Source organism: Pseudomonas sp. 44 R 15, from assembly GCF_900004965.1.
GTDB lineage: Bacteria > Pseudomonadota > Gammaproteobacteria > Pseudomonadales > Pseudomonadaceae > Aquipseudomonas > Aquipseudomonas orientalis_A.
In genome coordinates this window covers 40,381-65,018 of the sequence record NZ_CVTU01000105.1, presented here as the reverse complement: position 1 = coordinate 65,018, position 24,638 = coordinate 40,381, and the positions used below count along the sequence as shown (strand labels likewise).

Annotated in this window: 13 protein-coding genes; 4 read left to right on the top strand and 9 right to left on the bottom strand. The window is 63.5% G+C overall.

Going from position 1 to position 24,638, the window contains the following annotated elements; all coding sequences use genetic code 11:
• A partial coding sequence (locus tag BFP93_RS18945; RefSeq protein WP_065894297.1) for a non-ribosomal peptide synthase/polyketide synthase occupies positions 1 to 13,554 on the bottom strand: 13,554 nt, incomplete at its 3' end.
• 208 nt (positions 13,555 to 13,762) lie between these two features.
• Here BFP93_RS18945 and BFP93_RS18940 point away from each other — a divergent pair.
• A complete protein-coding gene (locus BFP93_RS18940) occupies positions 13,763 to 14,014 on the top strand; it encodes a type II toxin-antitoxin system HicA family toxin (RefSeq protein ID WP_065894295.1) in 252 nt (83 codons plus the stop codon).
• The gene (locus BFP93_RS18935) at positions 14,011 to 14,364 is read left to right on the top strand and encodes a type II toxin-antitoxin system HicB family antitoxin (RefSeq protein ID WP_065894293.1); all 354 of its coding nucleotides are present in this window, start codon (positions 14,011 to 14,013) and stop codon (positions 14,362 to 14,364) included. Before BFP93_RS18940 ends, BFP93_RS18935 begins: the two co-directional genes overlap by 4 nt.
• On the opposite strand, the gene BFP93_RS18930 is transcribed toward BFP93_RS18935, so the two are convergent.
• From BFP93_RS18930 to BFP93_RS18900, 7 genes are all read right to left on the bottom strand, one after another.
• Positions 14,343 to 15,536, bottom strand: a complete 1,194-nt coding sequence (locus BFP93_RS18930; protein WP_065894291.1) for an MFS transporter — start codon at positions 15,534 to 15,536, stop codon at positions 14,343 to 14,345. The two genes, BFP93_RS18935 and BFP93_RS18930, sit on opposite strands and share 22 nt — an antisense overlap.
• A gap of 40 nt (positions 15,537 to 15,576) precedes the next feature.
• Positions 15,577 to 16,932 (bottom strand): MATE family efflux transporter, encoded by a 1,356-nt coding sequence (locus BFP93_RS18925; protein WP_065884695.1) that lies wholly within the window; start codon positions 16,930 to 16,932, stop codon positions 15,577 to 15,579.
• Between the two features lie 184 nt (positions 16,933 to 17,116).
• On the bottom strand, positions 17,117 to 18,370 hold the full coding sequence (locus tag BFP93_RS28935) for a hypothetical protein (RefSeq protein ID WP_065894290.1): 1,254 nt from the start codon (positions 18,368 to 18,370) through the stop codon (positions 17,117 to 17,119).
• 169 nt (positions 18,371 to 18,539) lie between these two features.
• On the bottom strand, positions 18,540 to 19,007 hold the full coding sequence (locus BFP93_RS18915; protein ID WP_065894288.1) for a hypothetical protein: 468 nt from the start codon (positions 19,005 to 19,007) through the stop codon (positions 18,540 to 18,542).
• A gap of 117 nt (positions 19,008 to 19,124) precedes the next feature.
• Positions 19,125 to 19,940, bottom strand: a complete 816-nt coding sequence (gene nadE, locus BFP93_RS18910; protein ID WP_065894283.1) for an ammonia-dependent NAD(+) synthetase — start codon at positions 19,938 to 19,940, stop codon at positions 19,125 to 19,127.
• 1 nt (position 19,941) lies between these two features.
• Positions 19,942 to 21,159 (bottom strand): nicotinate phosphoribosyltransferase, encoded by a 1,218-nt coding sequence (gene pncB, locus BFP93_RS18905; RefSeq protein WP_065894281.1) that lies wholly within the window; start codon positions 21,157 to 21,159, stop codon positions 19,942 to 19,944.
• Positions 21,160 to 21,170: 11 nt separating this feature from the next.
• The gene (locus BFP93_RS18900) at positions 21,171 to 21,818 is read right to left on the bottom strand and encodes a nicotinamidase (protein WP_065894279.1); all 648 of its coding nucleotides are present in this window, start codon (positions 21,816 to 21,818) and stop codon (positions 21,171 to 21,173) included.
• Positions 21,819 to 21,963: 145 nt separating this feature from the next.
• Here BFP93_RS18900 and BFP93_RS18895 point away from each other — a divergent pair, with 145 nt between their 5' ends.
• Positions 21,964 to 22,656: an NUDIX hydrolase gene (locus tag BFP93_RS18895; RefSeq protein ID WP_065894278.1), complete on the top strand. Its 693-nt coding sequence runs from the start codon at positions 21,964 to 21,966 to the stop codon at positions 22,654 to 22,656.
• Between the two features lie 67 nt (positions 22,657 to 22,723).
• Here the strand turns inward: BFP93_RS18895 and BFP93_RS18890 are convergent, their stop codons facing one another.
• Entirely contained in the window at positions 22,724 to 23,497 is a 774-nt protein-coding gene (locus BFP93_RS18890) for an L-iditol 2-dehydrogenase (RefSeq protein WP_065894303.1), read from the bottom strand.
• Between the two features lie 214 nt (positions 23,498 to 23,711).
• Here BFP93_RS18890 and BFP93_RS18885 point away from each other — a divergent pair, with 214 nt between their 5' ends.
• A complete protein-coding gene (locus BFP93_RS18885; RefSeq protein ID WP_065894276.1) occupies positions 23,712 to 24,626 on the top strand; it encodes a helix-turn-helix domain-containing protein in 915 nt (304 codons plus the stop codon).
• The last annotated feature ends 12 nt before the right edge of the window (positions 24,627 to 24,638 follow it).

Here is a 24,638-nt window from a genome sequence, read left to right as displayed (position 1 = left end):
CGGCACCACGTAGGCCACCAACTGCTTGCCGGTCGGACCTTCCTGGGCCACCACCACGGTTTCGCCGACGCTGTCCTGTTCGCGCAGGCGCGCTTCGATTTCACCCAGTTCGATACGGAAACCACGGATCTTGACCTGATGGTCGACGCGACCCAGGTAATCCACCACACCGTCCGGACGCCCACGGGTCAGGTCGCCGCTGCGATACACGCGGCTGCCGGGCTTGCCGAACGGGTCCGGCACAAAGCGTTCGGCGGTCAACGCCGGACGCTCCAGGTAACCCCGGGCCACGCCCTCGCCGCCCAGGTACAACTCACCGGCCACGCCGATGGGTTGCAGGTTGAGCTGCGCGTCCAGCACGTAGCCGCTGCGGTTGCCGAGCAAAGTGCCGATGGGCGCGTAGACGGCGCCGCATGGGTCGCCCTTGCGCGCCTTCCACAACAGTGGCGTGACCACGGTTTCGGTGGGGCCATAACCGTTGAACAGGTAGGTCGGTTTCAGTGCGCGCCAGGCCAGGTCGTAGCTGGCCTGGGCCACTGCATCACCGCCGAAGCAGTACACGCGCACCGCCGGAGGATTGCCGTCGCGCTCGGCGTGTTCGGCCAGTTGCTGCAGGTACACCGGTGGGAACACCGCCATGGTCACGTTGTGGCGGTGCATCTGTTCATAGGTGTATTCCGGCAGCCACAGGCTGTCGTCGCGGATCAGCACGCTGGCGCCATTGATCAACGGGTGCATCCAGCCTTCATGGGCGCCGTCGAAGGCGAATGACATGAAGTGCAGTTCGCAATCGGCCGGGCGGGTTTCATAGCGCTCGCCGGTGGCGATAATGTGCGCCACCAGTGGCCCGTGGGACACCGCCACGCCCTTGGGCATGCCGGTGGAACCGGAGGTGTAGATCACGTAGGCAAGGTTGTCGCCGTCCAGCGCCACATTCGGCGCGCGGTCACTGCACTGCGCCCATTGCTCGCTGCAGTCAATCGCCAGGGTCTCCAGCCCATCGGGGACCGGCAGTTGCGCCAGGGCGCGGGTATGGCTGAGCAGCAATTGCGCCCGGCTGTCCTGCATCATGTACAGCAGGCGATCACGCGGGTATTCGATATCCAGCGGCACGTACACGCCACCGGCCTTCAGCACCGCGAGGAACGCCACCATGATCTCGGCACTGCGCGGCATGGCAATCGCCACGCGCACTTCCGGGCCGACGCCACGGGCGATCAGCGCATGAGCCAGGCGGTTGGCCTGGGTGTCGAGTTCTGCGTAACTGAGGGTGTGCGCATCGAACTTCACCGCGACAGCATCCGGGGTCTCCCGGGCACGGTCGGCGACCAACTCATGCACCAGCCGCTGGGACGGATAGCCGGCATCGGCGCGGTTCCACAGTTGCAGGATGTGCTGCTGCTCGTGCTGATCCAACACGCGCAACTGGCCGATGGCTTGAGTCTGATCGGCCACCATCGCCTGCAACAGGTTCTGCCAATGCCCGGCCATGCGCGCGATGGTGGCGGGTGCAAACAGGTCGGTGGCATAGCTCAGGGAGGCATGCAGCGCCGTCGGGCTTTCTTCCACGTCCAGCGCCAGGTCGAACTGGGCCACGCCGTCATCCCAGCCCAGGACCTCGATGTGCAGGTCGGTCAACTGCTGCAACTGACGCTCGGCGGACGTTACACGGTGGTTGAACAGCACCTGGAACAACGGGCTCAGGCTGAGGCTGCGGTCCGGATGCAGTGCTTGCACCAGTTGCTCGAACGGCAGGTCCTGATGGGCCTGGGCGTCCAGGGAGCGCTGGCGCACCTGGCGCAGCAGCTGCTCGACGCTCATCTGCCCGTGAAGGTCGGCCTTGAGCACTTGGGTGTTGACGAAGAAGCCAATCAGGCCCTCGGTCTCCAGGCGGTTGCGGTTGGCAACCGGCACGCCGACGCGCACGTCTTCCTGGCCGCTGTAGCGATGCAACAGCGCCTGGTAGGACGCCAACAACACCATCGGCAAGGTGACGCCGGCACTGCGCGCCAGGGTGCGCAGGCCTTCCAGCAGTCCTGGCGCCAGGTCGATGCCCAGGCGCGCACCGCGATGGCTTGGCAGGGCCGGGCGCGGAAAGTCGAACGGCAGCTCCAGTACCGGTTGCTCGCCGCCCAACTGCTCACGCCAATAGGCCAGTTGACGTGTTTGCTCGCCGGCCTCCATCCAGTTGCGTTGCCATACGGCATAGTCGGCGTACTGGATCGGCAGCGCCGGCAGATCCGCGGTTTGACCCTGGCTGAACGCGGCGTACAGCTGCACCAGCTCTTCGACCATCAGTTGCATCGACCAGCCATCGGAGACGATGTGGTGCTGCACCAGCACCAGCACGTGGTCGTCCTCGGCCAGGCGCAACAACGTGACCCGCAACAGAGGCCCGCGCAATAAATCGAAGGGCCGTGCGACCTCGGCGGCGACGGTGGCCTTGAGGTCGGCGTACTCGCAGGCGCCGTGGTCGATAGCGATCCGGCCGACCACTTCGATGACCTGCACCGCCCCCGTAGCTTCCTGGCGCAGATGAGTGCGCAGGCTTTCATGGCGGGCCAGCAAGGTGTCGAAACTGCGTTGCAACGCGGCTTCGTTCAATGGGCCGTGCAAACGCAAGGCACTGGGGATGTGGTACGCCGCGCTCTGCGGGTCCAGTTGCCAGAGGAACCATTGACGCTCCTGGGCATAAGACAACGGCAAGGGTTGCGTGCGGTCGGCCTTGAGCAGCGCCGGTGCGGTGCTGCCCTCCTCGCCGAGGGCGCGCACGAAATCACCCAGCAGGGGCTGCTCGAACAGGGTCTTGAGTGCGACTTCCAGCGCCAGCGCCTGACGCACCCGCGACACCACCCGCGTGGCCAGCAGGGAATGCCCGCCCAGCTCGAAGAAGTGATCGTCGAGACCGACCTGCGGCACCTCCAGCACCTCGGCCCAGATCGCCGCGACCTGTTGTTCGCGCGCGGTGACAGGCGCCAGGTGGCCCTTGTGCAACTGACCGGCATCGACCTTGGGCAAGGCCTTGCGGTCGAGCTTGCCGTTGGGGGTCAGCGGCAGGCGCTCGAGCAGCAACACGTGCGCCGGCACCATGTAGTCCGGCAGCCGCTCGCGCAGCGCAGTTTTGCAGGCCTGTGAATCCACCGCCGTGGTGGTCACCAGGTAGGCGATCAAGCGGTCGTTGTCCGCCAGCACCACGGCTTCCCGCACGCCTGGGTACTCCCGCAGGCAGGCTTCGATTTCACCCAGCTCGATACGGAAGCCGCGCACCTTGACCTGATGGTCGACGCGGCCGATGTACTCGACCACGCCGTCCTCACGGTAACGCGCCAGGTCGCCGGTGCGGTACAGGCGTGCGCCTGGCGGGCCGAACGGGTCCGGCACAAAACGCTCGGCAGTGAGTGCCGGCCGCGCGTGATAACCCCGCGCCAGGCCGACTCCGCCGATCAGCAGCTCGCCGGCCGCGCCCTGCGGGCAGGGGGTAAGCCCGGCATTGAGGATAAACAGCGAGGTATTGGCGATAGGTCGCCCGACAAAAGGCTGCGCCTCGTGCAAGCGATGGGCCGCCGACCAGATGGTGGTTTCCGTCGGCCCGTAGAGGTTCCACACCGGGCCCTGCAAATCGAGCAGACGCTGGGCCAGGTCAGCCGGCAGCGCTTCGCCGCCGCACAGGCACTGGATACCGCGCAGCAGGTGCGCACGCGGGCTGTCGAGCAGCATGCGCCAGGTCGACGGCGTGGCCTGCAGCACGTTGGCTGCCTGGTTGTGAGCGAGGTCGAGGATGGCTTCCGGGTCAAGGGCCATGGTCTGCTCGCTCAACAGCACCGTCGCGCCGACACTCAGCGGCACGAAGAGCTCCAGGGCGAAGATGTCGAATGAGAACGTGGTCAACGACAACAGACGCGCATCGCCGTCAATGGACAAGGTATCGGCCATGCCGCAGGTAAAGCTGCACAACGCCTGGTGCCGTACCATCACGCCTTTGGGCGTGCCGGTGGAGCCGGAGGTGTAGATGACGTAGGCCAGGTGCTCCGGCGTAACGTCCACCTGAGGGTTGTGCGCGTCACCGTCGCAGTCGTCGGTCAGCAGCACCAGCAGGTCCTGGGGCTGTACGAGACGACCGCGCAAATGCGCCTGGGTCAGCAACACCCGGGCATTGCTGTCTTCGAGCATGAACGCCAGGCGCTCTGCCGGGAACTGCGGGTCGAGCGGCACGTAGGCGCCACCGGCCTTGAGGGTTGCCAGCAGGCCGACCACCATGTCCAGGGAGCGTTCCACATGCACCGCCACCAGCACGTCGGGGCCGACGCCCGCCGCGATCAACCGGTGCGCCAGGCGATTGGCCCGGCGGTTGAGTTCGGCGTAGCTCAGGCTGACGTCATTGAAGCGCAGTGCGGTGGCATCCGGCCGGGCGAGCGTTTGCGCCTCGAACAACTGATGTACGCATTGCTCGTGCGGGTAGTCGGCGGGCGTGTGGTTCCAGTCTTCAATCATTTGCTGGCGCTGAGGCGCACTGAGCATCGCCAGTTCGTCGAGCGCCTGTGATTCATCGCGTACCACGGCGCGCAGCAGGTTATGCCAGTGCCCGGCCAGGCGTTCCAGGGTCGCCGGCTCGAACAGGTCGGTGGCGTACGTCAGCGACGCCCACAGGCCATCGGCGGATTCTTCGGTTTCCAGGTTCAGGTCGAACTGGGTGCTGTGAACGGCCCAGTCCAGCGGCTGCAATGCCAGGCCCGGCACGTGCACGGCGCCGGCGCGCAAGCTGTCCTGGTGGTTGAACATCACCTGGAACAGCGGGTTATGGCTGAGGCTGCGCTCGGGCTGCAAGGCTTCCACCAGTTGCTCGAATGGCAGGTCCTGATGCGCCTGGGCCTCGAGGGCGCGCTGCTTGACCTGGGCCAGCAGCTGCGCAAAGGGCATTTGCCCCTGCAGCTCGGCCTGCATGACCTGGGTATTGACGAAGAAACCCACCAGCCGTTCGGCTTCCAGGCGCGTGCGGTTGGCGATCGGCACGCCGACACGTATCTCGGACTGTCCGCTGTAGCGATGCAGCACGGTCTGGAACGAGGCCAGCAACAGCATGAACAAGGTTACGTCCTGACGCTGGGCCAACGCCTTGAGTTCGGCCACCAGCGTGCTGTCCAGATGGATCTTCTGGCGCGCGCCGCGATGGCTTTGCACCGCCGGGCGCGGATGGTCCAGAGGCAGCTCCAGCAGCGGGTGTTCACTGCCCAGGCGCGTGCACCAGTAATCGAGCTGGCGCTGTTTTTCCCCGGCCGCCATCCAGTCACGCTGCCATTGGGCATAGTCGGCGTACTGGACCGGCAACGCCGGCAATGGGCTGTCGCCCTGGTAGAGCGCCACCAGCTCATCGACCATCACCTGCATCGACCAACCGTCGGAGATGATGTGATGCTGAGTGATGACCAGCACATGGTGCTGCGCCGCGACTTCCAGCAATTTGACGCGCATCAGCGGGCCACTGCGCAGATCGAACGGGCGCTGGATTTCCTCGGCCACCGCCTGCTCGATCGCCGCCAACTCGACGCGCTGGCGCTCGATGGTCACTGCCAGGGCGGGATGGATGACTTGCAGGGTCTGCTCGCCCTGCTCGACAAAGGTGGTGCGCAGCGGCTCATGGCGGTGTACCAGCGCCTGGAACGCCTGCTCCAGGGCGGCGATGTCCAGCTGACCGCGCAGGTACAGGGCGGTGGGAACGTGATAGGCCGCGCTGGCGGAGTCCAGTTGCCAGAGGAACCATTGGCGTTCCTGGGCGAAGGACAACGCCAGCGGATGGTCGCGTTCCAGCGCCACCAACGGCTGCGCCGTGCTCACCTGCAACGCCGCGCAGGCGTCGGCAAACGCGCGCAGGGTCGGCTGTTCGAACAGCGCGCGCAATGGCACTTCCAGGTTGAGCGCATGCCGTACCCGGGAGATGACCTGGGTGGCCAGCAACGAGTGGCCGCCGCGCTCGAAGAAGTGATCCTCCAGCCCGACCTGCTCAACCTGCAACACCGCCTGCCAGATCGCTGCCAGCTGGATTTGCAGCGGGCTGTGGGGCGCCACGTAGGCTTGTGTGTGCTGGTTCAGATCCGGCACCGGCAATGCGCGGCGGTCAAGCTTGCCGTTGTTGTTCAACGGCAAGGCATCGAGCACCACCCACTGCCCGGGCACCATGTAGTCCGGCAGCGACTGACGCAAACGGGCCGCCAGTGCCTGTGTGTCCAAGGCGACGCCCGCAGCGGGCACCACGTACGCCACCAACTGCGTACCGGTGGCGCTCGGCAGCGCCAATACTGCCGCTTCACGCACCTGCGGCAAGGCTTGCAGGCCGGCTTCGATTTCGCCCATTTCGATACGCAAGCCGCGAATCTTCACCTGATGGTCGATACGCCCGACGTACTCCAGCGCACCCGCCTCGTTGTAACGGGCCAGGTCACCACTGCGATACAGTCGGGCGCCGGGGACTGCGGAAAACGGGTCCGGCAGGAAGCGCTCGGCGGTCAGCGCCGGGCGGTCGAAATAGCGCTGGGCCAGACCGGCTTCGGCGCCGATGCACAACTCGCCTACGCCATCGGTCGCCAGCAATTGGAAACTGCTGTCGAGCACGTAGAGCGAGCGCCCTTCAATCGCGCGCCCGATCGGCACACCGAACGCGTCGCTGGCATCATCGAGTTGGCACGCGTGCACGCTGGACACCACCGTCGCCTCGGTCGGCCCATACGTGTTGACCAGCCGTACACCGCCCAACCCGGCAGCATGCCAGGCGCGCAGGCCTTCCACGGACATCGCCTCACCGCCCACATGCACCTGGCGCAGCCGGCCCAGGGAGCGTTGGTGCATGACGCATTCCTTGGCCAGCAGGTACCAATATGCGGCGGGCAAGTCGGCCAGGGTCACGCCCTGTTCAACGATCTCGCGCGCCAGTTGCCCGGCGTCCCACAGGTCATCGCCACGCATGATCAGCGCCGCGCCCACGCACAGCGGCGGGTAGCACTGCTCGACAAAGCCGTCGAAGCTGAAGGTCGCGAACTGCAGCACGCGGTCCTCTGCGCTCAACTGGCTGTACAGCACGGCGCTGTCGCAGAACTGGCCGAGGGCGGCATGGTCGATGGCCACGCCTTTGGGCTGGCCGGTGGAGCCGGAGGTGTAGATTACATACGCCAGGTCCGCCGCCGCCGCGTGATTGGGCGGATTGGTTGCCGGGCAGTCGGCCAGCTCATCGCCCGTGGCGCTGAAGTCGACACGGGTCAGCCCGGTCGGCAACGGCACATCGGTCAGCAAGCCGGTTTCGCTGAGCAGCAGGTCCAGGCGACTGTCCGCGAGCATGTAGGCCAGGCGCTCGGCCGGGTATTTCGGGTCCAGCGGCACGTACGCCGCGCCGCTCTTGAGCACCGCCAGCAGGCTGACGATCAGTTGCGGACCGCGCCGCGACGCCAGGCCCACGCGCTGGCCGGGGCCCACGCCCAGTGCCAGCAGGCGATGGGCCAGGCGGTTGGCCCGTGCGTTGAGTTGGGCGTAGCTCAAGCGTTCGCTGCCGGCCTGCACCGCCAGTGCGTCCGGCGTGGCCTGGGCCTGGGCGGCGATGCGCTCATGGGCGTGTAGATGACCTCGGGCGGTCGCCGGCAACTGGCTGAGGGCAAGCACGTCGCGCTGCGCGGGGGCGTCGAGCAGGCGCAGATTGCCCAGGGAGACGTGAGCGTCGGCCAACAGTTGCGCCAGCAGATGGTGCAGGTTGTCGCCCAGCCGCGTGACCTGAGACTGGCTGAATTGCGCGCGGTCGTAGCTGAACTCCAGGCGCAGGTTGGTGCCCAGTTCGATGCCAAGGGTCAATGGGTAATGGGTGCGCTCATGGTTATGCAGCGGCCCGAAGGTCAGGCCGGCCGGCGCGCCTTGTTTCAGGACTTCGGCCACCGGGAAGTTTTCAAACACCAGCAGCGTGTCGAACAGCGCGGCGCCTTGCTGGCCGGCCCAGCCCTGAATGTCATAGAGCGGCACATGCTCGTGATCGCGCAGGCTGAGGTTCTGCGCCTGCAACTGGCTGAGCCAACTGGCGGCGGATTGCGCCGGCGAGGCGGCGCTGATGATCGGCAAGGTATTGATGAACAGGCCCAACTGCTGCTCGATCCCCGGCAACGGCGCGGAACGCCCGGCCACGGTGGCGCCGAAAGCCACGCAAGCCTGCCCGGTGTAGCGTTGCAGCAGCAGGCTCCAGGCGCCCTGCAACAGGGTGTTGAGGGTCACTTTATGTTGGCGGGCGAACTCACCGAGGCGCTGGGTGAAGTCACTGCCCAACACGACGTGATGCTCTGCAGTCCCCGCACCGTCAACCGGCGCGCGCAGCGCCTGGGCCAACCGGGTCGGCGCCGGCAATGGCGCCAGCTCGGCTTTCCAGAATGCTTCGCCATTGCCTTGCTGTTGCAGCCAGCCCAGGTAATCGCGAAATTGCCCAAGCGGTGCAGGCACGGCCCGGCCCGCGTAATGAGCAAGCACTTCGCCGAGCAACTGGGCGTTGCTCCAGCCATCCATCAGGATGTGGTGGCTGGTGAAAATCAGCTGCCAGGTCGTGCCCGCGCCACGCACCAGCACCAGGCGAAACAGCGGCGCGGCATTGAGTTCGAAGCCGCGTGTACGCTCGGCGTTGGCCAGTGCATCGAAATCGGCGCGGGGGTCTTCAATCACTTGCAGTTGCAGGTCGACCTGGCGGCGAATCACTTGATGCGCGCTGTCCAGGCCCAGCCAATGGAAGCTGCTGCGCAGGATGTCGTGACGGTCCAGCGCGGCCTGCCAGGCGCGCCCGAACGCAAGCAGGTCGAGGCCGTCGATGTCCAGGCGCAGCTGGTTGATATAGGCCTGGGCCTCGGGTTCCAACAGCGTGTGGAACAGCATGCCCTGCTGCATCGGCGACAAGGGGTAAAGGTCTGCGATGGCCGGCCCGGCCACCGGCAATGCATCCAGTTGCGCCTGGGTGACGCGTGCCAGGGGGAAATCCGATGGCGTGACCTGCCCGGCCGGCGTGGCACAGCAATGTTCGATCAGGGCCTTGAGTTCAGCGGCGTATTCGTCCGCCAGGCGCTGGATGGTCGAGGGTTCGAACATCTCGCGACTGAAGCCCCACTGCAAGGCCAACTCAGCGCCATACACCTGCCCTTCCACCGTCAGCCAGTTGGCCAGCGGCGCCTCGGGGTCCTGAGCCTGGCCACTGCCCTCGCCGGCCGGTACGAACAGCGCCGACTCATCGAACTGGCGGTCGAACTGGCCCAGGTAGTTGAAGGTGATGCGTGGCGCGGCCAGCCCGGCCAGGGATTCGCGCGCTTGCGGCGCGCCGAGGTAGCGCAGCAGGCCATAGCCCAGGCCCTTGTCGGGGACGGCGCGCATTTGCTCCTTGACCGCCTTGATTGCACCGGACAGCTCGCCATCGGCTTGCAGGCGCAATGGAAACAGGCTGGTGAACCAACCAACGGTGCGTGTCAGGTCGATGCCATCGAACAGGTCTTCGCGACCATGTCCTTCCAGCTGGATCAGCGCGGTGGGTTGACCGCTCCAACGGCTGACGACCCGTGCCAGGGCGGTGAGCAACAGGTCATTGACCTGGGTGCGATAGGCCGCCGGCGCCTCTTGCAGCAACTGGCGCGTGTGCTCGGCATCGAGGCGCGTTTCAAGCTTGGCGCCCAGGCGATTTTGCAGGCCACCCTCGGGGTGATCGCAGGGCAACTCGGCATCGATGGATTGCGCCTGCCAGTACGGCAGTTGGTGATCGAGGGCCTGCGCGTGGTCTTGCAGGCGCTGCGCCCAGTGCTGGTAGGCGCTGGTCTTTGCCGGCAATGTCTGTTCGCGATAAGCCTGTTGCAGGTCTTCCAGCAGGATGCGCCAGGACACGCCATCCACCACCAAATGGTGCACCACCAACAGCAAGCGCTGGGTACCGTCGGCCATGTCGACCAGGGCGGCGCGCAGCAGCGGGCCGTGCTCCAGGTCCAGGCTGCGCTGGGCCTCATCGCACAGCGCGGCCAATTCGGCGTCACTGCCGGCACGGGCCTGCCACAACGCCGATGCGCCGACCTGCGCGGCGTGATGCTGTTGCCAACCCTCGGCCTGCGCCACGAAGCGCAGACGCAGGGCATCGTGATGCCGGATCAATTGCATCACCGCCGCATCGAGTCGAGAGAACTCCAGGGTTTCACGCGGCGTCAGCAGCAATGACTGGTTCCAATGCTGACGCGCCGGGATGGTCTGGGCGAAAAAGCCGTGCTGCACCGGCGTCAGGATGACCTCACCGCTGACCGGGCCTTGATCGATCGCATTGAGCTCATCGAAGCTCGCCACCAGCGCCAGGCTGCGCACGCTCTGGTATTGGAACAGGTCGCGCGGGCTGAGGCGGATACCGGCCTGACGGGCACGGCTGACCACCTGGATGGAAATGATCGAATCGCCGCCCAGCTCGAAAAAGTTATCGTCCAGGCCTACGGCCTCGATGCCTAGCACACTGCTCCAGATCGCGGCCAAGGCTTGTTGCAGGGCGTTTTCAGGCGCGGCGAAAGCCTGCTGCGGCGCAGTGTCCGGCAGTGGCAGCGCCTTGCGATCGAGCTTGCCGTTGGCGGTCACCGGCAGCCTGGCCAGGGTGATGAAATGGGTCGGCACCATGTATTCCGGCAGGCTGTGGAGCAGCCAGGCCTTGAGGTCGCCGACGGCCTCGCTTTCAAGGACCAGATAGGCCACCAGCTGCTTGCCGCCCTGTACCAGGACCACTGCTTCGCGCACCTGCGGGTGCTGCATCAAGCGTGTTTCGATCTCGCCCAGTTCGATGCGCAAGCCGCGCAGCTTGACCTGGTGGTCGAGGCGGCCGAGGTATTCGATCACCCCATCGGCGCGCTGACGCACACGGTCGCCGGTACGGTACAGGCGCTCAGCGGCCACGAAGGGGCTCGGCACAAAGCGCTCGGCGGTCAGCGCCGGGCGACGATGGTAGCTGCGCGCCAGACCGGTGCCGCCCAGGTACAGCTCACCCGCAACACCGGCCGGTACCGGGTTGAGCTGGGCATCGAGCACGTAGGTGCCGAGGTTGGCGATCGGCCGGCCAATCGGCACGCTGTCGGCGCCTTCGTCGATGCAGGTCCAGTGGGTCACGTCGATCGCGGCTTCGGTTGGGCCGTAGAGGTTGTACAAGGCCGCATTCGCCAGCTTGGCGAACACCTGCAGTTGCGCGTCCAACGGCAAGGCTTCGCCGCTGCAGACAATGCGCTTGAGGCTGGCGCAGGCGCCTACACCTGGCTCATGGATGAACGCCTGCAACATGGACGGCACGAAATGCAGGGTGGTGATGGCGTGCCGCTCGATGGTCTCGATCAGGCGGGCCGGTTCACGGTGCTCTCCCGGTGCGGCGACCACCAGGCGCGCGCCGGTCATCAGCGGCCAGAAAAACTCCCACACCGAAACGTCGAAGCTGAACGGCGTTTTCTGCAGCACCGCGTCGCTGCCATCGAGTGCGTAGGCCTGCTGCATCCAGCACAGGCGGTTGACCAGCGCACGATGGCTGTTACCGGCGCCCTTGGGCTTGCCGGTGGAGCCGGAGGTGTAGATCACATAGGCCAGGTTCAACCCATGGAGGGTGACGTTCGGGGACTCGCTGCTGTAGGCGTCGAGCCAGTCGGCGGGCTGGTCCAGGGCTATCACCTGGATGCCTGCGGTCGGCAGTCGCGCCAACAGGTTTTGCTGGCTGAGCAGCAGCGTGATGCCGCTGTCGTCGATCATGTAGGCCAGGCGTTCCCCAGGGTATTCCGGGTCCAGCGGGACGTAGGCGCCGCCTGCCTTGAGGATGGCCAACAGGCCCACGACCATGTCGATGGAACGCTCGACACAGATCCCCACCAGCACATCCGGGCCGACGCCTCGCTCGCGCAATGCATGGGCTAACCGGTTGGCGCGCGCGTCAAGCTGGGCATAGGTCAGGGTGACCTCACCGAATACCAGCGCCGGGGCATCCGGCGTGCGTTGGGCCTGGTCTTCAATCAGGTGATGGATCGCGCGTTCGGTCGGGTACGGCGCGGCGGTGTGGTTCCAGGCCTTGACCAATACCTGCTGCTCGTCAGCGCCCAGCATCGGCAACTCGCCGATGCGCTGTTCACCGTCCGCCACCATCGCCTGCAACAGGCTGATCCAATGGCGGGCCATGCGCTGGATGGAAGGCGCGTCGAACAGGTCGTTGGCGTATGTCAGCGCGGCATGCAGGGTGCCTGATTTTTCATAGGTGTCGAGGGTAAGGTCGAACTGCGTGGTGCGACCCTGCCATTCCACCAGGGCCAGTTCCAGGCCGGAGGCGGTGCTGACGGAGGCGATGTCCGCCACCACCGGCTGATGGTTGTACATCACCTGGAACAGCGGCGTATGGCTCAGGCTACGCTCGACTTTCAAGGCTTCCACCAAGCGTTCGAACGGCAATTCCTGATGCGCCTGGGCACCCAGGGCGTGTTCCTTGATGCCTTGCAGCAGTTCGGCGACGCGGGTTTGTCCGGTCAGTTCGGTGCGCAGCACCTGGGTATTGACGAAGAAACCGATCAGCCCTTCGACTTCAGTGCGATTGCGGTTGGCGATGGGCACGCCGACGCGTATATCGCCCTGCCCCGTGTAGCGATGCAGCAGCACATTGAACGCGCCGAGCAGCAGCATGAACAAGGTGACGTTGTGCGTTTGCGCGCACGTGCGCAATTGCGCGGCCAGCGCCGGGTCGATCTCGAAGGTGTGGCGCGTGCCCTGGTAGCTGGGCATGGCCGGGCGTGGACGGTCGGTCGGCAGCTCCAGCACCGGGTGTTCATCGCCCAGGCGCGCCTGCCAGTATTGCAGCTGGCGCGCCTGCTCGCCGGCTTCCAGCCAGCGACGCTGCCAGAGGGCGTAGTCGCTGTACTGGATCGCCAGCGCCGGCAATTGCGGCGCTTCGTTGCGCTCGTGAGCGTCATAGAAACGGATGAATTCGTCGATCAACACATTCATCGACCAACCGTCGGAGACGATGTGGTGCAAGGTCAGCAGCAACACGTGCTCGTGTGCATCGAGCTTGAGCAGTTGCACGCGCAGCAGCGGGCCGTGTTCCAGGTCGAACGGCAACAGCGACTGACGCGTTGCCGACGCGTTGACGGCCTGCTCACGGTCAGCGGGGGCCAAGTTACTGAGGTCCAGGTGCTCGACTACCCCTGACGGTTCGATTGGAACCTGGGCCAGCCGCTCATCCGCCTGGCGCTGAAACACCGTGCGCAAGGTTTCGTGGCGCGCCACCAGGCTGGCGAACGCCTGGTCCAGGGAGTCCAGGCTCAGCGCACCCTTCAAGCGTACGGCGCCGGGCAGGTTATAGGCGCCGCTGGCCGGGTCCAACTGCCACAGAAACCACATGCGCTGCTGCGCGTAGGACAGCGCCTGGCGGTCCTCTGCCTCCACCCCCGCCGGAATCGGAAACCGGGAAAAATCCACGCCTTCTTTCTGCAGGGCCTGCAGGAACACTTGGCGCTTTTCCAGGGGCAACCCGATAAACCGGCGAGCAAGTTTCAAGGAGTCTTCAGCATTCATTTGTTGGAGTCCGGAGCAATAGGCAGGAAGCACAAAGGCACGTCGTCCCTATAAAACGAACCGCAGAGGGAAAAATTAGCGAGCAATGGGGGCTGCAAGCGAGGTGTCATCAAGGGTTACATCAATCTTGAGAAAGACACGTCAACCCAAGCTAGCATTGACGTACACCACTTTTTGCAACTACATTTAGTTACACGCAGGGAACGCCGTGTCCAAAAATGAAAAGCTGCTCGCCAAACTGCTCGATGAGCACGTGGCATTCACCTGGTCTGAACTCGTAACGCTGTTACGCCGACTGGGCTACACACAGATTGAAGGGGCTGGAAGCCGGGTCAAATTCGATATCGGCGACCCCAGTGCACTGATTACCCTGCACAAGCCTCACCCCGGCAACGAACTGAAACACTACATTCGGCGCCAAATCATCGAACAATTGAAATCAGGAGAACTGATTCAGTGAACAACCAGCTGAAACACAAAGGCTACATCGGCTCCATCGAAGCCAGCCTCGAAGACAACTGCCTGTTCGGCAAAATCCTGTTCATCAAGGCGTTGGTGAGCTACGAAGGCAAAACCGTCGCCGAGCTGGACGCGGCCTTCAGAGAGGCGGTGGACGATTACCTCGCCACCTGCCAGGCCCTCGGGCAAACGCCGGAAAAGCCTTGCAAGGGCTCGTTCAACGTACGCGTGGGTCATGATCTGCATTTGGCGGCAGCGCTGGCGGCGACCCGCAAGAAAGTGACGTTGAACGATCTGACACGCCAGGCGCTGAATGAGTTTTTACAACATCATTGCCCGGCGATTGGCTGACTGCCCAACCGCCGATACCCCAGCACGGCCGAACCCAACACCACCAACCCCGCCGCCAGCGCCACCCAGAACCCGCTGGCGGCGCCGGAGTGGTCAATCATCCAGCCCGAGCTGGCGGCGCCAATCGCCACGCCGATGCTCAGGCCGGTGATCAGCCAGGTCATGCCTTCAGTGAGGCGGCTCGGTGGGACCACTTGCTCCACCAGCGCCATGGACACGATCAGGGTCGGGGCGAAGAACAGGCCGGAGATAAAGATCGCCACGGCCAGGCCCGGAATATCGGTCACCCACAGCAACGGCAAGGTGGTCAACGCCGTGGCCACGCCGCAGAACAGAAACTGCCGGGGCAACGAGGCCTTGAGCTTGAGCGTGCCGAAAGCCAGGCCGGCCAGGCAGGAGCCGATGGCGTAGACCGACAGCACGATACTCGCCGCGGCGGGTTGACCCTGATGCTGGGCAAAGGCGACGCTGACCACATCCACCACCCCGACAATTACACCCATGGCCAGCAACAGGGTCATCAGGATCAGCACCGAAGGCGAGGCGATCAGCCAGCGTCCATGGTGGTCGTGGCGTGGGTGCACCGGCGGCTCGGTCTCGCGTTGCAGCACGAAAGTGGTCACGCCCACCGCCAGCAACAGCGCCGCCGCCAAAGGCCCGGCCTCGGCAAACAGCACCACGCTCAGACCGACCGAAATGGGCGGGCCGATGATAAAGCACACCTCATCGAGCACCGACTCCAGGGCGAACGCGGTTTGCAGCCTGGGCTGGCCGCGGTACAACTCGGTCCAGCGCGCTCGCACCATGGCCGACATGTTGGGCATGCAACCGGCCAGCGCGGCGAACAGGAACAACGTCCAGTTCGGCGCCTGCACACGCGTGCACAGCAGCACCATCAACAACGCGCCCCCACCGATCAGCGCGGCGATCGGCAGCACCCTGCCCTGGCCGTATCGATCCACCAGACGCGATACCTGCGGCGCACAAAATGCCGTGGCCAACGCGAACACCGCCGCCACCGAGCCCGCCAGGCCATAACCGCCATGCACCTGCGAGAGCATGGTGATCAGGCCGATACCGGTCATGGATATCGGCATGCGTGCCAGCATGCCCGCCAGGACAAAAGCGCGAGCGCCGGGAACCTGAAACAACGCGGCGTAGGGATTTGCCATTGATAAAGCGCCTTCTGTCCTTAGGTGGGGCAACCTTGTATCACACCAGCCGCTTGATCTGCTTATGCCGCCATACCAGGCGGTAATAGGCTGTCTGCAACACCAGCATCGCCAGGTAAGTCACCGGAAATGCCATCCATACGCCTTCCAGGCCAAAGTGCGCATTGAACAGGTACGCCACCGGCAATTCCACGCACAGCACACAGAAAATCGAGATAGCGACCGGCATCAGCACCACGCCGCTGGCACGCATGATCCCGCCGATCACGGCCTGGAAGCCGAACACCAGGATGCTCCACAGCATGATATGCAACAGGTGCTCGGCGTTGACGCGCGCGGCGGCGTCGGTGATGAACAGACCCAGCAGCCAATGCGACAACCCGTAGCCGAGCACGATCAGGCCACCGGTGAGGCCGGTATTGATCAACAGCCCGGTGCGCAGGATCGGCCCGATGCGCTCCAGGCGACCGGCGCCAATGGCCTGCGCGCCCAGGATCGAGGCGGTGATGGCAATCGACAGCGCCGGAAACTGCACGTAATTGACGATCTGCGTCACCGCGCCGTACGCCGCCGTTGCCTGGGAACCATGGCCGTTGACCAGCGCCAGGATGACCAATTCGGACAACGACAGCACCACCATCTGCAAGCCGGTAGGCAACCCGATGCGCAGGACCTTGCCGAGGATCACCCGGTCCAGGCGCAGGGCTGCGAGCATGTCGCGATCCGGCGCCATCACATGGTGCTTGTGGCGCAGGCGCAGAATCAGGAACAGCATCGCCAGGGCATTCCCCGCCAGCCCGGCGTACGCCGCACTCTGGATGCCCATGGGCGGCAGGCCGATCCAACCGCGGATCAGCGCCGGCGTCAGCAACAAGCCCACCAGGGTCGATACCATCAGCGCCAACAACGGCGAAACCGTGTCGCTGACGCCGCGTAGCAGCTGGGTATAAAGGATAAAGACCAGCAGCAGCGGCATGATCAGCATCATCACCTGGGCGTAGCCCACCGCATCGTCCAGCACATCGACGGGGGTTCCCAGGGCCTGCAACGCGGGGCGCGCAAACAGCCCACCCAGTACGGCCGCGAGCAAGCCTATCAGTGCGCCCAGGGTCAGCGTGGCGCCGGTGATCACCTTGACCAGTCCAGTCTCCCCGGCGCCCCAGGCCTGGCCGATCAGCACCGAGGCGCCGGCACCCAGGCCAATCACCAGGGCGATGAAGAAAAACACGATGGGGAACATGCCCGACACCGCCGCCAGCGCGTGGGTACCGAGCATCTGCCCGACATAGATACCGTTGAGCGTACCGGAGAAGCTTTGCAGAAAATTGGAGAGCACCATCGGTGCCAGAAAGAACAGGTAAACCTGCCACAACGGTCGTTGCTGGGTGACTTCCATGATGGTTTGGGCCCCTGGGTGGCAGTGGAGTGGTCAATCGCTTGAGGCTGTTGGCGCTGAACCGCCAATGGTACGCCGAGATCGATGGACCACTCCAGAGGGCAGGTAGTTGCGTGCAACGAGGCAGGTGCCAGGGACGGCTGCTATCCGCCTACCGGAAAGCAGCCTTTGATAGCCGCAAATATTACCCGCCGGCGGATACGGAGAAGTTACCCGCATACGCGCTGGCGTAGGGTTTGCTTGGCGCACGGGAGGATTGCTGGTCGATCATATGGTCGATGTTGACCATATCAAAGCGTTGGTCTTCAGCGCCCGGCTTGCCCTCCTCCCGAACGCCGATATCCAGCTCACGCAACAAGCCAGGACGATTGAGCAATTCCAGGGCCACTTCGCGCGCTTGCGGACTGAAGGTTCGTGTGGACGGGGTAAGACCCGCCGCCTCTTTCAGCTCATTCACATTGACGTACTTGTCATCCGCACCGGCGGTAAACTGTCTGAAATTATTTTTGACGGCATGCAGCAGCCCTTCGTCGCTCATCGTCCTGAATGTATTTGATGCATCCCCCAGGTCCTGCCGGGAGATACTGCCGTCAAGCACGCCACTGCGGCCTTGATCCAGTGTCTTGAACAGTTGTCCTCGCTCCATCAATTCCTGCGCGACAGCAGTATCGGCCGCACTGATGGGCCGTCCATCCAGGGTATGTCCCGACGCAGCGGCGCTCAGCGACTCATCCGTGATGCTACCTCGTGAAGGATCTTGCAGGGCACCGAAATGGGAAAGCACCTTGGCCGAGAACGCCTCGTCACTGTCATTGGCATAGGGTCGACCTGCGGCCATCATCGGGCTCCATGGCTGGCTACCTTGCACACCCATATAAGACGGGGGCTGCGACGCCTGCCAGCCTTGCATGCCTTGCGGCCCACCACCAAATGCAGGTTGCGCGTTGAACTGAGGAGAGCATTGCTGATTTATTCTCTGCTGTTGCATCGCGCCGTAATCGCCCCCGGCAAATCGATTGCCTGACAGTGGGGAATAGCCGCCCGCCTCCTGCTGAGACAACTGACCGATAGCCAGTTGCATATCCTCGCGGTTAATCAGGCCATCTTCCTGAGCGCCATTTTGAACACCGTCAAACAGGCTTGCGAGACCGGGCCGACCCAATATATCCCTGGCAAGCAACGTCATCTGATCATCATGACCGCCCATCCCCAATGGACGATTGGCCACATCAGCCAGCGACTCTCGAGACGCGAAAGAACTGCCAGGCGATCTGAAATACTCGAAGTTTTGCAGCAGCATGTCTGCAACGGCCGAGTGGGAATAATTGCTGGTCATTACGCTGGGCATATTCGCCATCGCATTACCCGCTGAGGGAAATTCGCGGTTCTGCACAGGCGGAGGCGAATAGAACGGCTGGTTTAAGTAAGTATTCATCATGGCAACACCTCATGTCTTGGACGTAACAACGGCCTGGCCAAACAAACAAGCGCTCGGTTCGGCTGCCTGTTGGTGGCAACTGAAACAGTGCAGTTCCAAACACACATAGGGTTTCGCATCAGAATCGGACTATCCACCAAACGCCTGCGAGGGCCGGCGAAGTGCAGGGTCAAGCGGAGCGATCTGCGGCCCGACCGCCGTCGTGGCGCAGAACACGTAGCTTGAGCAGCGAGTGGCGCATCTCGCGGTGGCGTTCGCTATTGAGCAGCAGCAATCCGCACAGCGGACATACGACACCCAACGTATAGGCCAAGGTGTGGGGATGGTACTGCAGGGTCGGTACCACCAGCATCAGACACATCGCAAAATAGCTTGCCAGGACAACACCCGCCCAACGCCGACCGCACACCATCATGGCATTGGAAAACACGGCAACAGTCGCCAATGCGACAAGACTCCACCCCGACATCTGCGCTTTGAGCGACGGGTCGAACCGGCGCAGATAGGTCGAATCATCCAATACCGTCACCAGGATGCCTGACAAAATCGCCATGGCCGTCGTGCCGAGAAGCACTGGCAGGTAGCGGCGCAAGACGCCAGCAATTGAGTCACTCGCTTTCAATACGCTGGAAGCCATTCCGTTGATCCTGAACTCATTGAAAGCTCAGAGCGTAAAGAATCCTCATCCTTCAATAATGTAGGAAAAATTCCATTTCATGGCGAGACACTTCCTGATATGGCTTGCAGCCCGCGCCTACTGCGGGGCAATCGGCAGCGCACGTTTATGCGCTGTCTTGCCATACGCCGCCTCGACAATCGCCCTCACCCGCTCGCTCACCGGTTCGCCCATCAAGTACGCGTCGATCTCGGCGTACGAGCAACCGTAGGCGTCCTCATCGAGTTTTCCCGGTGCCAGTTCTTCAAGATCGGCAGTCGGCGGCTTTTGCGCCAGTTTTGCCGGGGCACCGAGTGCGGTGGCAAGCAGGCGCACCTGGGATTTGGTCAGGCCAGACAACGGCGCCAGGTCGCAGGCGCCGTCGCCGAATTTAGTGAAGAACCCCATCAGCGCTTCAGCCGCCTGGTCGGTGCCGACCACCAGGCCATTGTGCAGGTTGGCGAGTGCATACTGCGCGATCATGCGCGCGCGGGCCTTGACATTGCCCTTGATGAAATCGCGTTGTGCGGCACTGGCTTGCGCAGCGGCCAGGTTGGCCATCAGGCCGTCGACACTGACGGCAATGTCCAGGGTGTCGACATGGTCCGGCAGGATAAAATCCAGGGAGGCCTGGGCATCGTGTTCATCGCCCTGGGTTTTGTAGGGCAGACGCATGGCGATAAAGCGCGCGGCGTAGTCTTCGTCGCGCAGTTGCTGCACCGCCAGCTGGCACAGGCGGCCTGCGAGCAATGAGTCGACACCGCCGCTGATACCCAGTACCAGCGCCTTGCAGGCAGAAGCGCGCAACACGCGCTTGATGAAATCGATGCGTCGTTGAATTTCCCGGGCCTCGCCACCAGCAACCAGCAAGCGGTCGACGTTCAACTCACGGGCGATGCGTTCTTGAGTGTGCATGTCATGCCTCCACGCTACCAACGTTGAATACCTGTGCTGCGTACTGCAGGAACGATGGGTCTTCGCAGACGTTCTTGACCGGGTCATCGGAAAATTTCACCACCGGCTCGCCGTGTACTCGCACCAGCTTCATCACGATACTCAATGGCTCCACGCCGTCCACATCACAGGCAAGGCTGGTGCCCATGCCGAAGCCGAACCTGGCCTTGCCGCGGATATGCCGCAGGATCGGCAGGCATTTTTCGAAATTCAGACCATCGGAGAACATAAGGTCTTTGGTCATCGGGTCGATACCGAGCGCCTTGTATCTGGCCAGCACCTTGTCGGCCCACACGATGGGGTCCCCGGAATCCTGGCGCAGGCCGTCGTAGAGCTTGGCGAAGTACAGATCGAAATCCTTGAGGAAGAAATCGGTGCTGATGCAATCGGTCAGGGCCATGCCAAGACGGCCGCGGTACTCGCGCACCCAGTTTTCCAGTGCGGCGTTCTGGCTTTCGCGCAGGCGCCCCAATTGCTGGTGCACCATCAGCCATTGGTGGGCCATGGTGCCGATCAGCGGCAAGTCGAATTCATAGGCCAGGTGTGCGTTGCTGGTGCCGAGGAACTGGCCGGGGAAGTCGCGGCGCATGATGTCCACCACTTCGCGCTGGGCCTTGAATGACAGGCGCCGCCGCGTAGAAAAGTCGGAGACGCGCAGGTCGGCCAGTTCGTCGCGGCTGAGGTTTTTCTCCAGCCAGTCGAACTTCTGGTAGAGCTTGCGGGTGACGTCTTCGAGGGTGACGTCGGGGTACTTGTCGCGGTTGCGCAGCTCGCTGACCAGCGCCAGTACCGGTTGCTCGAACATGATGCAGTGCAGCATCGGGCCGATCACCCGGATGTTCAATTGCCCGTCCACTTCACTGACGTGGATATAACGCAGGTTGAAGCGAAACAGCCCGAGGAAGCGCTCGTAATCCGGCGTGAGGTATTCGCGAAAGCGCGGGTTGAACAGGAAGCGCAGCTCGCCTTCACGCATCTGCAGGCCGGCCAGCTGTTCCAGCTCGGCGCGCAGCTGCGGGATCAGATGGCCGAGTTTTTCCCTGGAGCGGACGATGAAGTTGTACTCCACATCCACATTGGGGTGCTGGTGCAGCACCGCCTGCATCATGGTGAAGGTGTAGTAATCGGTGTCGAGCAAGCCCTGGATGACCGGGGACTCGGTGTCATAGGCGCTTTCCATGGTGGATCTCCTTAACGCGTGGCCATCGCGGCCAGTTCTTCGCGGGTGCGGCTGATAGCGGCACCGGCCTTGAGCAATTCGTTGACGGCCTGCACGCCGCCCTCTTCAGTGATCCCTCGACACCCCGGCAGGTGCAACACCACCTGCAGCCCGGCCTTGAGCAGTTGCAGGGCGGTGGTCTTGACGCAGTAGTCCAGGGCCAGGCCACCGACGAGCACGCGGACGATGCCCCGGGCCTTGAGGTATTCAATGACGCCGGTCGACAGCTTGTCGTGCAGGTCGTGGTAGCAAGCGCCGTAGGGGTGCAGGTCGGGTTCGACGCCCTTCCACACGAAGTAGTCGTAGTCATAAGGGCTGGGCAATTCAGCCAGCAAGGTGAAGCCCTCGGTACCCGGCACGCAGTGGCTGACCCAGGTGACATCGGCGTGAGCCAGGCCGGTAGGTTGCAGCATCTGGCTGTGCTGCTCGACCACCCAGGGCGCCTGCGGGCTGTGGGCGTCCTTGCTGCCGATACGGCGCCCGGCAAGGCTGGCCATGTAGTTGAGTTCGGCACCGATCAGGTCTCCTCCGGCTACGGGCAGTTCGTCGGGGCACAGCGGCGTGAAACTCTTCTGGGCATCCACATCGAATGAGGCAATGGCAGTTTTGGCGAGGGTCATGGTGATTCTCCGGTGGCCTGGAAACAAAAGTACATGTCATGTACTTTCAAGGCAACAAGTATTTTCACGACTGCCTGAGCTCGAGTACATGACATATCTGTCCGAAGCGTTAGACTAGGTGCCTACGTTGTAAGAAGGACGTCACATGCCATTGAGCCCCTACCTGCACACCGTCGACTTGTGCGTACTGTGTTACTCCCGTGCCTGCGGGGAATTGAAGCTGTTGCTCAACAAGCGCGATGCCGAGCCCTTTGCCGGACATTGGGCATTGCCGGGTGTGGTGGTCAATGGCGATGTGCAGGACCTGAGCCTGCAGGATGCGGTGGAGCGACTTCGCGCCAGTGACAAGGTCGGCCTCGATCTGGTCTGGAACGAACAGGTGGGCACCGTGGGCGATGCGTTTCGCGACCCGCGCTGCTGGTCATCGTCCACTTACTACCTGGCGATCGTGGCCGAAGAAGTCGCGCTGGGCGGCCATCAGGCCTGGTATTCGTTGAGTGCGGTAGCCGATGGCAGTATCAAGTTACCGTTTGATCACAACAGGCTTGTGGCGGCCGTACAGGAGCGATTGTTTTCCAAATCGCTGTACAGCAGCCTGCCGTTGATGTTCCTGGGCCGTGAGTTCAGCGCACCGGAGGCGACTACGATTTTTTCTTTGGTACTCGCCCGGCCGGTGCTCAAGACCAGTATCCGCCAGCGCTTGCTGAAACTGACCGAGGCCGGGTATCTGCGCGAAACCGGGCGCAAAAAGCAGGGTGAAGGCGGCCGGCCCCAGGCGACGGTAGACATGTTGAAGCCAGGAGAGATCTACTTCTTTGATCGCAGCTTTGCCGAGTAACCGAACAACGAATATCAACGGGGTGGGGCTGGTTGTCCGTGCCCACCGTGTTGATCGGTGCACGCCACTAGTTCATCCAGTTACCGCCATCGACGTTGTAGGTCTGCGCGACGACATAGTCAGCCTCTTTCGACGCCAGGAAGATCGCCATGCCGATCAGGTCTTCAGCCGTGCCCATGCGCCCGTAAGGCACCTCGTCCCCTACCCGTTTCTTCTTCTCGCCCGGCGCCAGGCCTTCATGCCGGGCGAAGAGTGCATCCACTCCATCCCAGTGCTCACCGTCCACCACGCCCGGGGCGATGGCATTGACGTTGATGCCCTGCCTGATCAGGTTCAACCCCGCCGATTGCGTCAGGCTGATCACCGCCGCCTTGGTCGCGCAATACACCGCCACCAGCGCCTCGCCGCGCCGCCCGGCCTGGCTGGCCATGTTGATGATCTTGCCGCCGTGGCCCTGGCGGATCATCTGCCGCGCGGCGGCCTGCAAGGTAAACAGCGTACCCGCGACGTTGATCGAAAATAACCGTTCATAGCTGTCGCGGGTGATGTCGACGATGGGTGCCAGGTCGAAGAGTGCCGCGTTATTGATCAGAATATCCAGCTTGCCGGCGTGGGCGACCACGGCGGCGATGGCTGCGTCAATGGAGGCCTGGTCGGTGACGTCCATTGCCACCGCGTAAGCCTGGGGGCCCAGTTCGGCAGCGGTCTGCTCGGCGCGCTGCAGGTTGATATCGGCAACGGCGACCGTGGCGCCTTCGTGAATATAGGCCTGGGCAAACGCGCGACCAATGCCGCGCGCCGATCCGGTGATCAGTGCGCTTTTACCTTCAAGTCGTTTCATGGCGGTGTCCTTTGCAATCATGTCGGATTCCTGCACGGCTGATTACAGCAGTTGGAGACGACCTCTCACAAACGCACCGCACACGCTCGACCGGTACTTTTTTAACCGACCTCAAACGTGCAAAAAAGTATCAGCGCCCGATAGCACCGTGGGTAGCGCCGAGCCTGCCAAGGCGCGTATTTTGGCGGTTATCCAACGCACAAGAGGCAGCCGCATGCCCATCCGCGCTCCCCTGTTCGAGCAACGCCGCGCCGAACGTGAAGTGATCCTGCCCGAGCCGCAGCACTGTTTTCGCTGGTTCGAGCATGACTACCCGATTGACTTGGCGCGCTGGAACCACCACCCGGAATTCGAAATCCACCTGATCCGCCACGGCAGCGGCAAGCTGGTGGCGGGCGACTATATCGGTGCATTCGGTGCCGGGCATGTCGCGCTGATCGGTCCCGACCTGCCCCACGACTGGATTGGCGACCTGGCACCCGGCGAGTACCAGCGCGGCCGTGACGTGGTACTGCAATTCGACGGCGCCGCCCTCCTTGCCCTGCGCGAGGCCCTGCCGGAACTTGGCAACCTGCAGCCGCTGTTTGAACAGGCGCGACGCGGCCTGGAGTTCAAGCACGAAACAGCGGCGCAGGCGGCGCGGCTGATGGAAGCCATCGGCAACGCCCAGGGCCTGCAACGCCTGGTGCTGTTCCTGCAACTGCTCGACACCCTCAAGAACGCCCCGCCCCGACAGATCAAGGTCCTCGCCAGCCCGCGCTACGCACCGACCCTGGACCCGCGCAGCGCCGACCGCATCAACCAGGCCTTCGACTACCTCATGCGTGAATTGAGCGACGAGGTGCGCGTGTCGGATATCGCCCGGCAGCTGGAAATGAGCGAACCAGGCTTCTCGCGCTTTTTCAAACGCAATACCGGCCATGGTTTTATCGAACTGATGCGCAAATTTCGCGTGCAGCGCGCCTGCCGGCTGTTGCTGCAAAGCGACAGATCGGTAGCGGACATCTGTTTTGAAGTGGGCTACGCCAACCTGTCCAACTTCAACCGGCATTTTCGGATCGAGATGAACCAGACGCCCAGTGAATATCGGCGTGAGACCGGCCTGCACGCGGTCAGTCACCTCGGCTGAATGACACCCTGT